Origin of the sequence: Pseudomonas sp. L5B5 (assembly GCF_020520285.1) — a bacterium.
Classification (GTDB): domain Bacteria; phylum Pseudomonadota; class Gammaproteobacteria; order Pseudomonadales; family Pseudomonadaceae; genus Aquipseudomonas.
In genome coordinates, this window is sequence record NZ_CP084742.1 from 1449551 (window position 1) to 1461976 (window position 12426).

Annotated in this window: 13 protein-coding genes; 10 read left to right on the top strand and 3 right to left on the bottom strand. The window is 66.1% G+C overall.

What is annotated here, in order from left to right; translation table 11 throughout:
• The first annotated feature begins 31 nt into the window (after positions 1–31).
• Positions 32–1342, top strand: coding sequence for an aspartate aminotransferase family protein (locus LGQ10_RS06505; protein WP_226525018.1), 1311 nt, complete (start codon positions 32–34; stop codon positions 1340–1342).
• Positions 1343–1448: 106 nt separating this feature from the next.
• Here LGQ10_RS06505 and mnmH read toward each other — a convergent pair whose 3' ends face one another.
• The 3 genes from mnmH to LGQ10_RS06520 are packed head-to-tail and all read right to left on the bottom strand — an operon-like array spanning position 1449 to position 3989.
• Positions 1449–2546, bottom strand: a complete 1098-nt coding sequence (mnmH, locus tag LGQ10_RS06510) for a tRNA 2-selenouridine(34) synthase MnmH (RefSeq protein WP_226525019.1) — start codon at positions 2544–2546, stop codon at positions 1449–1451.
• Entirely contained in the window at positions 2546–3580 is a 1035-nt protein-coding gene (gene selD / locus LGQ10_RS06515) for a selenide, water dikinase SelD (protein WP_058438587.1), read from the bottom strand. The genes mnmH and selD overlap by 1 nt, the downstream gene beginning before the upstream one ends.
• A gap of 43 nt (positions 3581–3623) precedes the next feature.
• Positions 3624–3989, bottom strand: coding sequence for a DUF4440 domain-containing protein (locus LGQ10_RS06520; RefSeq protein ID WP_058438589.1), 366 nt, complete (start codon positions 3987–3989; stop codon positions 3624–3626).
• Between the two features lie 210 nt (positions 3990–4199).
• Between LGQ10_RS06520 and LGQ10_RS06525 the strand changes: the two genes are divergently transcribed.
• From LGQ10_RS06525 to LGQ10_RS06565, 9 genes are all read left to right on the top strand, one after another.
• The gene (locus LGQ10_RS06525; protein ID WP_058438591.1) at positions 4200–5159 is read left to right on the top strand and encodes a LysR substrate-binding domain-containing protein; all 960 of its coding nucleotides are present in this window, start codon (positions 4200–4202) and stop codon (positions 5157–5159) included.
• 107 nt (positions 5160–5266) lie between these two features.
• Complete coding sequence (locus LGQ10_RS06530; protein ID WP_226525020.1) at positions 5267–6727, top strand: 2-hydroxymuconic semialdehyde dehydrogenase; 1461 nt, start codon at positions 5267–5269, stop codon at positions 6725–6727.
• A gap of 10 nt (positions 6728–6737) precedes the next feature.
• Positions 6738–7550 carry a 2-keto-4-pentenoate hydratase gene (locus LGQ10_RS06535; RefSeq protein WP_226525021.1) on the top strand — a complete coding sequence of 271 codons (813 nt, stop codon included), beginning with the start codon at positions 6738–6740 and terminating at the stop codon, positions 7548–7550.
• A gap of 13 nt (positions 7551–7563) precedes the next feature.
• Complete coding sequence (locus tag LGQ10_RS06540) at positions 7564–8502, top strand: acetaldehyde dehydrogenase (acetylating) (RefSeq protein ID WP_226525022.1); 939 nt, start codon at positions 7564–7566, stop codon at positions 8500–8502.
• A 12-nt stretch (positions 8503–8514) separates the two neighbouring features.
• Entirely contained in the window at positions 8515–9549 is a 1035-nt protein-coding gene (gene dmpG, locus LGQ10_RS06545) for a 4-hydroxy-2-oxovalerate aldolase (RefSeq protein WP_226525023.1), read from the top strand.
• Entirely contained in the window at positions 9546–10337 is a 792-nt protein-coding gene (locus LGQ10_RS06550) for a 2-keto-4-pentenoate hydratase (RefSeq protein WP_226525024.1), read from the top strand. Before dmpG ends, LGQ10_RS06550 begins: the two co-directional genes overlap by 4 nt.
• Positions 10334–10768 carry a RidA family protein gene (locus LGQ10_RS06555; RefSeq protein ID WP_058438599.1) on the top strand — a complete coding sequence of 145 codons (435 nt, stop codon included), beginning with the start codon at positions 10334–10336 and terminating at the stop codon, positions 10766–10768. The genes LGQ10_RS06550 and LGQ10_RS06555 overlap by 4 nt, the downstream gene beginning before the upstream one ends.
• A gap of 2 nt (positions 10769–10770) precedes the next feature.
• Entirely contained in the window at positions 10771–11343 is a 573-nt protein-coding gene (locus tag LGQ10_RS06560) for a 3-hydroxyanthranilate 3,4-dioxygenase (protein WP_226525025.1), read from the top strand.
• Complete coding sequence (locus LGQ10_RS06565) at positions 11340–12329, top strand: amidohydrolase family protein (protein WP_226525026.1); 990 nt, start codon at positions 11340–11342, stop codon at positions 12327–12329. The genes LGQ10_RS06560 and LGQ10_RS06565 overlap by 4 nt, the downstream gene beginning before the upstream one ends.
• Positions 12330–12426: the final 97 nt, after the last annotated feature.

The window sequence follows — 12426 nt, forward strand, 5'->3', positions numbered from 1 at the left end:
GCCTCCGTTATGTTCATCGCTGGAGATCACCATGAGCGAAGATCCCGACCTGCTGGAACGTCGTCGCAAGACCATGGGTGCTGCGCCGTTGTTCTACGAGCAACCGCTGCACCTGGTCAGGGGAGAAGGCGTCTATCTCTATGGGCAAGATGGCAGGCGCTACCTGGACTGCTACAACAATGTCCCGGTGGTCGGGCATTGCCATCCTCGGGTCACCGAGGCCATCACCCGGCAGAACGGCACCCTCAACATCCATAGCCGCTATCTCAGCCAGGGGATCGTGGATTACTCGGAACGACTGCTCAAGACGTTTGCCAACGGCCTCGACCAGGTGCTCTACACCTGCTCGGGATCGGAAGCCAACGAACAGGCGTTGCGTATCGCCCGGATGCACGGCCCGGGCCGTGGCATCATCTGCAGCAGCCATGCCTACCACGGCAACACGGCAGCGCTGGAACAGGTCTCGCCCCTGATGCACCGCAACCGGCATTGCTTCGACGAAGTCAGGAACATTCCCTTTCCGCAGATCTATCGGCCCCTGGGCGGGCTGGTGGGCGAGGCGCTGATCCAGGCCTACCTGGCACAGATCGAGGATGAGATCGACAGCTTCGAAGCCACGGGGGTGGGCCTGGCCGGCATGATCTTCTGCCCGATCTTCGCCAACGAGGGCCTGCCACGGATTCCTGCTACCTTGCTCGAACGTGCCTGCGCCCTGATCCGGGACGCTGGCGGCCTGGTGATCATCGACGAAGTCCAGGCAGGTTTCGGACGTACTGGCAGCATGTGGGGCCACCAGGCCATGGGCATCACCGCCGATATCGTCACACTGGGCAAACCCATGGGCAACGGCTATCCGGTCGCTGCCCTGGTCAGCAGCGCCGAGTTGCTGGATGCCTTTCGCGACAAGACCTTCTACTTCAATACATTCGCCGCTTCGCCGACAGCGGCGGCCGCGGCGATGGCGGTCCTGGATGTGATCGACGACGAAGGCCTCATGGACAATGCGCGCAGCGTGGGCACGCTGATACGCCGGGGGTTGGCCGACCTTGCGCAAAAGCATGCGCTGATCGGTGACATCCGGGGCAAGGGATTATGGATCGGCCTGGAACTGGTATCGGATCAAGCCAGCCGGGAGCCGGCTACCTGGGAGGCCAGGCTGCTGGTCGAGGCCCTCAGGCAGCGGGGTATCCTGGTCAATCGGATCGGGCCGTTCGGCAATGTCCTGAAGATACGTCCGCCCCTGATCTTCAGCCAGGCTCATGCCCAAGCGCTGCTGACAGCCATCGAACAAAGCCTCGAGACCCTGGCCGACACTGGCCAGGGAGGCAAAAAAAACCTGTAGCCGCTGCCAAGCGCCAGCGCGGCTGTAACCGGGTGCGTAGCGCCCGCCAGGGGCCGATCTGGCGAGGACCGCGTCCGCGGGCGCAGCCTCGCAGGCTCGACTGCGGCTACAGGGGGTGGCGGTGGCGCAGGTAGTCGAGGACCGCGGCATGGTCGCCCACGAACTCGATGCGTGCGCCCTTGCTCTCGCGCTGGAAGGCGTACATCGGGTCGTAGTATTCGCTGAGCAGGCCTTGAATCCAGGCACGGTGCAGCTCCACCGTGCCACTGCGCTCCTGCTCGGCCAGGGCGTCTTGCATCAATGCCAGCAGTCGCTGGTGGCGTTCACCGCCCAAGCGCTTGTGGATCTTGTTCAGGCTTTCCAGCAGGCGCTCGGCGAATAGCGCGAAACCCGGCTCGCCATGCAGCGCCACGAACTCGGCGCCCAGGTCCACCACGTAGTCCTGGAGGATGCGCTGCACGCGCTGGTCCAGGCGGTCCTCCAGCCAGACCATGGGTGCCACCTGCATGCCCTGGTGCAACGCCAGCGGCAACGCGCAACTGCCGATCATGCGGTTCTCGTCCTCCAGGACAAACCCCTGCAAGCCGCGCTGGCGCTTCTTCAGCAGGTCCACCGCCAGGCGGTTCTCGAAATCGATATTGCTCGGCTGCCCGGTGGCACGCCGGCCGAAACTCGACCCCCGGTGGTTGGCATGGCCCTCCAGGTCCAGGGCGTTGTCCAGTTGCCCCAGCACCTGGGTCTTGCCGGTGCCGGTCATGCCGCCCAGCAGCACGAAGTCGCACTGCTGCATGGCCGTCTCCACGGTGTCCAGGAGAAAGCTGCGCATGGCCTTGTAGCCCCCGCCCACCCGCGGGTAATCGATACCGGCCTCGTCACGCAGCCACTGCTGGACGATCTGCGAGCGCAGGCCGCCGCGAAAGCAGTACAGCAGGCCATCGGGATGGGCCTTGGCGAAGTCGGCCCAGGCCTGGATACGCTCGGCCTTGACCATCCCGGACACCAACTGGTGCCCCAGGACGATCGCCGCCTCCTGGCCCTGCTGCTTGTAGCAGGTGCCGACCCGCTGGCGCTCCTGGTCGGTCATCAGCGGCAGGTTGAGCACCCCGGGGAAAGCGCCCTTGGTGAATTCGATCGGCGCACGGGTGTCCATCATCGGCCGGTCATTGAGGAAGATTTCGCGGTAATCGGTGTAGTCCCGGGACATCAGAACACCTCGACCGCGTGACTCTGTCGCTCGACCAGCTCGCCGATGGGCGCCAGGTCCAGGCCCAGCTCCGCCGCCAGGGCGAGGAATTCAGCATTGCCTTCAGGCGTCACCGCCACCAGCAGGCCACCGCTGGTCTGCGGATCGCACAGCACCCGCTTGTGCAGTTCCTGCACCCGCCCGACCTTGTCGGCGTAGCTGCTGTAGTTGCGCAGGGTGCCGCCAGGCACGCAGCCCAGGTCCAGGTAGTACTCCACCCCCGGCAGGCGTGGCACCCGGTCATAGTGGATGCGAGCCGTCAGGCCGCTGCCGTCGGCCATCTCCACCAGGTGCCCGAGCAGGCCGAAACCGGTGACATCGGTCATCGCGGTCACGCCTTCGAGCTTGCCGAACCGGCTGCCGGGCTGGTTCAGGGTGCACATCCAGTCGCGGGCCAGGCCGATGTCGGCTTCGCGCAGCTTGCCCTTCTTCTCGGCGGTGGTGAGCACGCCGATCCCCAGGGGTTTGGTCAGGTACAGCAGGCAGCCGGCGGTGGCGGTGTCGTTGCGTTTCATGAAGCGTTTTTCCACCAGGCCAGTCACTGCCAGGCCAAAGATCGGTTCAGGGGCATCGATGGAGTGGCCGCCGGCCAGGGGAATGCCAGCGGCATCACAGACCGCGCGCCCGCCGCGGATCACCTCACGGGCAATTTCCGGGGCCAGCACATTCACCGGCCAGCCGAGAATGGCGATGGCCATGAGAGGGTCGCCCCCCATCGCGTAGATGTCGCTGATGGCGTTGGTGGCGGCAATGCGCCCGAAGTCGAACGGATCGTCGACGATGGGCATGAAGAAATCGGTGGTGGAGACCACGCCGCGTTCGCCGTCGATCGCATAGACCGCCGCGTCATCGCGCGAGGCATTGCCGACCCACAGCTTGGGGTCGAGGTTCTGCGCCCCGCTGCCAGCCAGGATGACCTCCAGCACCTGGGGTGAGATCTTGCAGCCACAACCGGCTCCGTGGCTGTACTGGGTCAGGCGAATCGGCTCGCTCATGGGGCACCTCGTCAAGTCTGGGACGGGGATTCTAGCAGAGGGTTCAGGCCGACGGCCGTGGCGTGCCCTGGTGGAACAGCATCTGCCAGTGGCCTTCGCGCCAACGCCACAGCGAGCTGCGCCAGGCGCTGCTGGCCGGGCGCCCGGGCACTGCGGCGTTATGGCACAGGTACGTGGCCTGGGCCAGGTCGGCCGCCAGCAGCTGCACGGCAAACTGGCTGATACGCCGCTCGACGAACACCTGCTGCGGCAGGCTTTCCAGTACCTGGGCCTTGTCCCAGCGCCCGCCGCTGGCGCCGAACTCGAGGAACTCTTCGGCCAGCAGGGCATCCAGCGCCTCACGGTCGCCCCGTACATCGGCAGCTTGCAATTGGCGCTCGAGCAGCAGCAAGTGTTCGGACAGTTGCATGTTCCCCCCTGGTATTGGCGATGCCCGGACTGCGCACTCTAGCATCCAGGCCGCCCCTCGCATCGGCACCTGCACGGTGTTGGGGGACGAGCAAAAATCCCGGGCTTTGGTTAGGCTTGCATCGCCCTGCCGGGGTCGATTGTTCCACCTCACACACAAGCACCGCCCCTGGGCCCGCCCTCCCAGGCCAGGGAGCTGACGGAGCCCGCCATGAAGTTCAGCACCCAGTCCATTGCCCGCAAGCTCAAGTTCCACCAGTTGGTGGTCTTCGAGCAGGTGTTGAAAAGCGGCTCGCTGGTGCGGGCGTCCCAGGCCCTGAACCTGACACAACCGGCGGTGACCAAGATCATCCACGAACTGGAATCCTACTTCGAGGCGCCGCTGCTGGTGCGCAGCAATCGTGGGGTGACCGCCACCGAACTGGGCCACGTGGTGGTGCAGCGGGCCAAGTCCCTGCTGGCAGAACTGCGCGCCCTGACCGACGAGGTCAATGCCTTCCAGGAAGGCACCTCGGGGCATGTGATGGTGGGCACCCTGATCTCGGCCTCCACCTCGCTGCTGCCACGGGCCATTCAACTGCTCAAGCAGCGGGCTCCCGGCGTGCTGGTGTCGCTGCGAGTCGGCCAGATGGACCAGTTGTTCCCGGCGCTCGCGGTAGGTGATGTCGACCTGGTGGTAGGCCGGGTGCCCGACGACTGGCACTGGCGCAGCGAGGCCCTGGAGGTCGAAGTGCTGTACCGCGAAGACCTGAGCATCGTCGCCGGCGCCCGGCACCCGATGCATCGGCAGGCCCCGGTCAGCCTCCAGCAATTGCACGCCTACCCCTGGGTCCTGCCAACGCGCGACTCACTGCTGCGCCGCACCTCTGATCGACTGTTTGCCGACAATGGACTGTCGACCCCGGACAACGTCGCCGAGTCGCTGTCGATCCTGACCAACATCACGCTGATGCAGGACCAGCGCACCGTGGCGCTGATGCCCTTCGAAGCCTCCCGGCAGTTCATCCAGGCCGGCATGCTCAAGGCCTTCGATCTGGGGACCGCGCTGCAGTTCGGCGACATCGGCTGCTTCAGTTCCGCCCAGCGCAACCTGGGGCCTGCCGCCCGGCTGTTTCGCGAATGCCTGGACCAGGCGCGAAACGAATCCATCACCGAAGAATCTCCGGCATGATCCGCGCCATGTATTCCAAAAACCAATACCAAACCCGTTAATTTTGATTATTCACTAATACCTAGTCTTCCTACACTCGCCCCGAAACCCCTGTTTCGGAGGCTCATGTGTCCACTCCCCTGCTGCGCCATTTCATCGACGGCGAGTTTGTCGCCAGTACCAAGACCTTTGCCAACATCTCCCCCCTGGACGGTCGGTTGCTGGGCCAGGTCTGCGAAGCCGACCAGCCCCTGGTCGAACGAGCGGTAGCCGCTGCCAAGGCCGCGCAAGCGGGCCCCTGGGCCGACTGCAGCACCAGCCAGCGCGCCGATATGCTGCTGAACATCGCCAAGGGTATCGAGCGACGCTTCGAGGCGTTCGTCGCGGCCGAAGTGGCCGATACCGGGCGCCCGGTGCAGCAGGCACGAACCCTGGACGTGGCACGGGCGGTGCAGAACTTTCGCACCTTCGCCGAACTGCTGCGCCAGTCCGGTGGCGAGTTCTTCGAGATGCGTGGCGCCGATGGCAATGATGTCTTCAGCTATAGCGTACGCAAGCCCCATGGTGTGGTAGCGATCATTTCACCCTGGAACCTGCCGCTGTTGCTGCTGACCTGGAAAGTCGCCCCCGCCCTGGCCTGCGGCAACTCGGTGGTAGTCAAGCCCTCGGAAGAGACCCCGTCCTCCGCCACCCTGCTGGCCGAGGTGATGCAGGAGGCCGGGATCCCGGCCGGGGTCTTCAACCTGGTACACGGTTTCGGCCCGAATTCGGCTGGAGAATTCCTCACCACCCACCGTGACGTCGACGCCATCACCTTCACCGGCGAATCCCGTACCGGCGCCACCATCATGAAAGCCGCCGCCGAAGGCGTGCGCGAGGTGTCCTTCGAGCTGGGAGGCAAGAACGCCGCCGTGGTCTTCGCCGACTGCGATTTCGAGGCCGCGGTGGCCGGGGTACTGCGCTCCAGCTTCACCAACTCCGGGCAGGTGTGCCTGTGCTCGGAACGGGTCTACGTCGAGCGGCCGATCTATCAGCGCTTCGTCGCCGCCCTCAAGGCCGGGGCCGAACAGCTGAAGATCGGTTATCCGGACGAAGACGGGGTGAACATGGGTTCGCTGATCTCCCACAAGCACCGGGACAAGGTCCTGGGCTACTTCCAGCTGGCCCTGGAGGAAGGCGCAACCCTGGTCAGCGGCGGCGGCATTCCACAGTTCGGCGATGCCCGGGACCAGGGCGCCTACGTCCAGCCCACCCTCTGGACCGACCTGCCAGACCACGCCCGCTGCCTGCGCGAGGAAATATTCGGCCCGGTCTGCCACATCGCCCCGTTCGACACCGAGGAAGAAGTCCTGCGCCGGGTCAATGACTCGGCCTACGGCCTGGCCACGGCCCTGTGGACCCGCGACCTGAAGCGCGCCCACCAGCTGTCGCGGCGTTTCCACGTAGGCATGGTGTGGGTCAACACCTGGTTCCTGCGCGACCTGCGCACCCCGTTCGGCGGCACAAGGCTTTCGGGCCTGGGCCGCGAGGGTGGTCGCCACTCCCTGGATTTCTACTCCGAGATCACCACCATCTGCGTCAACCCCTGAGGACCTCGACATGCATGCAGACCTCATCGAAGCGGCGCACCGCTTGCGCCAGGCCCAGCTCGACGGACAGCCCTGCGCTCCGGTGCGCGAGCTGATCGCCCGGGCCCGGGCCGAACAGCCGCATACCTCCCTGGCCGACCTGGCCTACCAGGTGCAGCACTACAACACCCTCGCGGCCATCGATGCCGGACGGCGTCCGGTGGGCCACAAGGTCGGCCTGACCTCCCGCGCCGTGCAGCAGCAGCTGGGGGTGGGCCAGCCGGACTTCGGCCAGCTGTTCGCCGACATGGCCCGGGGCGACGGCCAGCCCATCGCCTGGAACGACACCTGCCAGCCCAAGGTCGAGGCCGAGATCGTCCTGGTGCTGGAACACGACCTGCCCCATGAACGCCACACCCTGGCCGACCTGATCCGCGCCACCGCGTTCGCCCTGCCAGCCATCGAGATCGTCGGCAGCCGCATCGCCCAGTGGGACATCCAGTTGAGCGACACCATCGCCGACAACGCCTCCAGCGGGCTGTTCGTCCTCGGCGGTTGCCCGGTGCCCCTGGATCGCCTCGACCTGGTGCGCTGCGGCATGAGCCTGAGTCGAGGCGGCGAGCCGGTGTCGCTGGGCGCCGGCGCCGCCTGCCTAGACAACCCATTGAATGCAGCCCTGTGGCTGGCCGACACCCTGGCCCGCCTGGGCACGCCGCTGCGGGCCGGCGACATCCTCCTTACTGGCGCCCTGGGGCCCATGGTCGCGGTGCGACCGGGAGATCGCTTCACCGCGCATATCCAGGGCCTGGGCAGCGTCAGTGCTGCCTTCGCCAGCCCCCAATAGACCGGAGCCACTCATGAACAGAACCCTCAAGGCCGCGATCATCGGCTCGGGCAATATCGGCACCGACCTGATGCTCAAGATCCTGCGCCAGGCCCGTTACCTGCAACTGACCGCCATGGTCGGCATCGACTCCGCCTCCGACGGCCTGGAGCGGGCCCGGCGCCTGGGCGTGGCCACCACCCACGAAGGGGTCGAAGGCCTGCTGCGCATGGCCGAGTTCGCCAGCATCGACATCGTCTTCGACGCCACCTCGGCCATCGCCCATCCGCACCACGAGGCTGTACTGCGCCGGGCCAGGCCGGGCATCCGCCTGATCGACCTGACCCCGGCGGCCATCGGCCCCTACTGCATCCCCGTGGTCAACCTGGAACAGCACCTGGACAGCCTCAACCTGAACATGGTGACCTGCGGTGGCCAGGCCACCATTCCCATGGTCGCGGCGGTCTCCCGGGTGGCGCCGGTGCACTACGCCGAGATCGTCGCCTCGATTGCCAGCAAATCCGCCGGGCCCGGCACCCGGGCCAACATCGACGAGTTCACCGAGACCACCCGCCGCGCCATCGAGACCCTTGGCGGCGCTACCCGGGGCAAGGCCATCATCGTCATGAATCCGGCCGAACCGCCGTTGATCATGCGCGACACCGTGCTGGTGCTCTCGGGCGCCGCCGATCAGCAGGAGGTCGCCGCCTCCATTACCACCATGGCCGAAGCCGTGCAGGCCTATGTGCCCGGCTACCGGCTCAAGCAGCAGGTGCAGTTCGACCTGGTGCCGCCCTCCGCACCATTGCTGATCCCCGGCCTCGGGCGTTTCAGCGGGCTCAAGACCTCGGTGTTCCTCGAAGTCGAGGGCGCCGCCCATTACCTGCCGGCCTACGCCGGCAACCTCGACATCATGACCTGCGCCGCGCTGGCCACCGCCGAGCGCATGGCCCAATCGCTGCTGAACAACTGAAGGAGCTTCGCCATGACCTCCACCCCCGGCAACAAGCTCTACATCTCGGATGTGACCCTGCGTGACGGCATGCACGCGATCCGCCACCAGTACAGCCTGGACCAGGTCCAGGCCATAGCCCGGGCCCTGGACGCGGCCCGGGTCGACAGCATCGAGGTGGCCCACGGCGACGGCCTGCAAGGCTCCAGCTTCAACTATGGCTTCGGCGCCCACACCGACCTGGAATGGATCGAGGCGGTGGCCGATGTGCTGCAGCACGCCCGCATCGCCACCCTGCTGCTACCCGGCATCGGCACCGTGCACGACCTCAAGGCGGCTTACCAGGCGGGTGCCCGGGTGGTGCGGGTGGCGACCCATTGCACCGAGGCCGACGTCTCGCGCCAGCACATCGAATGCGCCCGGGAGCTGGGCATGGACACTGTCGGGTTCCTGATGATGAGCCACATGACCAGCCCGGAAAACCTCGCGCTCCAGGCCCGGAAAATGGAAAGCTACGGCGCCACCTGCGTCTACGTGGTGGACTCGGGCGGAGCCATGAGCATGCAGGACATCCGCCTGCGCTTTCGCGCCCTCAAGGCCGCGCTCAAGCCGGACACCGCCACCGGCATGCACGCCCATCACAACCTCGGCCTGGGGGTGGCCAACTCCCTGGTGGCGGTGGAGGAAGGTTGCCAGCGCATCGACGCCAGCCTTGCCGGCATGGGCGCGGGGGCCGGCAACGCGCCGCTGGAAGTGTTCATCGCCGCCGCCGACAAGCTCGGCTGGCACCACGGCACCGACCTGTACCGGCTGATGGACGCGGCCGACGATCTGGTTCGACCGCTGCAGGACCGACCGGTGCGGGTCGACCGCGAAACCCTGGCCCTGGGTTATGCCGGGGTCTACTCCAGCTTCCTGCGCCACGCCGAAGTGGCCGCCCGCAAGTACCAGCTCAAGACCGTCGACATCCTGGTCGAACTGGGCCGCCGACGCATGGTCGGCGGCCAGGAAGACATGATCGTCGACGTTGCCCTCGACCTGCTCGCCGCCCGGGAGTCCCGCCCATGAGCCTCGACCTCGAACCCATCGCCCACGCCCTCGACCAGGCGGCGCGCACTGCCCGCGCCCTGCCCCAGTTCAGTCAGCACACCCCGTTCGACCTTGCACAGGCCTATCGGATCCAGCGCGCGTCCATGGCCCGCCGCTACGCCGACGGTGAACGCATGATCGGCCTCAAGCTGGGTTTCACCAGCCGGGCCAAGATGATCCAGATGGGCGTAGACAGCCTGATCTGGGGCTGGCTCACCGACGCCATGCTGGAAGAAGATGGCGGCACCCTGGACCTCGATCGTTACATCCATCCCCGAGCCGAACCGGAACTGTGCTTCCTGACCCGCCGCATCATCGACCGCCCCCTGACCCAGCTCGAAGCCGTGGACTATCTGGAGGCCGTGGCCCCGGCCATCGAGATCATCGACTCGCGGTACGAAGCATTCAGGTTCAGCCTGGAAGACGTGGTCGCGGACAACTGCTCGTCGGCCGGGCTGGTGGTCGGTCCCTGGTCCCGGGATTTCTCCACCCTGGCCAATGCCGGGGTGCTCATGCGCCTGGACGGCGCGCTGGTGGAGGCCGGTTCCACCGCGGCGATCCTCGGTCATCCGCTGCGCAGCGTGGTGCAGGCCTCGCACCTGCTGGCCCGGGATGGAATCAGCCTGCCCGCCGGCAGCCTGATCATGGCCGGGGCCGCCACCGCCGCCGTGCCCCTGTCCGCCGGGAACCATCTGCAGGTCGAGATCGCCGGCTACGGTGAATGCGCCTTCCACTGCCGCGACCAGTCCCGGGGAGAACGGCCATGACAGACAACCGCGCAACCCTGGTGCCCGGCAAGGCCCAGCCCCGGGGCCGCTTCCCCCATATCAAGCGCGCCGGCGATCTGCTGTTCGTTTCCGGCACCAGCTCACGACGCCCGGACAACAGCTTCGAAGGCGTCGAGGTCGATGCCCTGGGCACCACGGCGCTGGACATCCGGGCCCAGACCCGTGCCGTGATCGAGAACATCCGCGATATTCTCGCCAGCGAAGACGCCGGCCTGGAGGACCTGGTGGAAATCAGCGCATTCCTGGTGGATATGAATGACTTCGGGCCCTACAACCAAGTCTACGCGCAGTACTTCGACGAGCAGGGTCCGACCCGTACCACCGTGGCCGTGCATCAACTGCCGCATCCGCACCTGCGCATCGAAATCAAGGCGGTGGCCTACGCCCCGCTCAATCGCCGAGAACAATAACAATGAGCAAGCATCACTACAGCGCACCACTGAATTTCAACCGTTGGCTCGAAGAACACGCCCACTTGCTGCAACCACCGGTGGGCAATCGCCAGATCTGGCAAGACGCCGATTTCATGGTCACGGTGGTCGGTGGCCCGAACCAGCGCACCGACTTCCATGACGACCCCCTGGAGGAGTTCTTCTACCAGTTCAAGGGCAATGCCTACCTGAACATCTGGGACCGCGGCCGCTACGAGCGCGTCGACCTGCGTGAAGGTGACATCTACCTGATGGCGCCCCACGTCATCCATTCCCCCCAGCGCCCGGAGCCCGGCAGCCTGTGCCTGGTACTGGAGCGCCGACGGCCGCAGGGAATGCTCGATGCCCTGCAATGGTCCTGCGCCAGTTGCGGCACGCTGATCCAGCGCCATGAGCTGCAACTGCACAGCATCGTCGATGACCTGCCGCCGATCTACGAAACCTTCTACGCCACCAGCGACCCAGAACGGCGTTGCACTGGCTGTGGCGAAATCCATCCGGGCCGCGACTGGCAGACCTGGCACCGAACTCTCAAGACGGCGACCTCCTCATGAAAATCGATATGCATTCGCACTTCTTCCCCGCGATCACCCGGGACGAGGCCGAGCACCTTGACCCGGTGCGTGCCCCCTGGCTGTACAAGGACGGTGCCAAGGGCCAGATCATGGTTGGCGACAAGCCCTTTCGCCCGGTGCACGACGTGCTCTGGGACCCGGCCCGCCGCATCGAACACCTGGATGAGCAGGGCCTGGACGTGCAGATCATGTGCGCCACTCCGGTGATGTTCGGCTACGACGCACCGATCGAACGGGCCGTGCCCTGGGCACAACGCATGAACGATCGGGCCATGCAGATGACCGCCGGCCACGAGTCCCGGCTCAAGGTCCTGGCCCAGGTCCCCCTGCAGGACCTGGAGGCAGCCTGCGCCGAAGCCAGCCGGGCACGCGCCATCGGTCATGTCGGCGTGCAGATCGGCAATCACGTGGGCAATCGCGACCTGGATCACGACCAGTTGGTGGCCTTCCTCGATCACTGCGGGCGCAACGACATTCCGGTACTGGTCCATCCCTGGGACATGATGGGCGGCGAACGCATGCGCAAATGGATGTTGCCGTGGCTGGTGGCGATGCCGGCGGAAACCCAGCTGGGGATCCTCTCGCTGATTCTCTCCGGGGCCTTCGAACGCCTGCCCGCATCCCTGCGCATCTGTTTTGCCCATGGCGGCGGCGGTTTTGCCTTTCTCCTGGGGCGAGTGGACAACGCCTGGCGCCATCGCGATATCGTCCGCGAGAACTGCCCGCAATTGCCGTCGAGCTACGTCAAGCGCTTCTTCGTCGATTCCGCGGTGTTCGATCCCGGGGCCCTGAAGCTGCTGGTACAGGTCATGGGCAGCGAACGGGTCATGCTCGGCTCCGACTCGCCCTTCCCACTGGGCGAACAACGTATCGGCAGCGGCGTGGCCGAGCACGACGAACTGGCGCAGAGCGATAAATCACGGATTCTGGGTAGCAATGCCCAGGACTTCTTCAACCTTCACTGAACCTCCATTCCCCTCGCCACCCACCTCGCGGCACCGGCAATCGTGGTCATCCGGCGGGCTCCCCACGCCCGCCAGAAACAAAACCCATAAGGAGCCA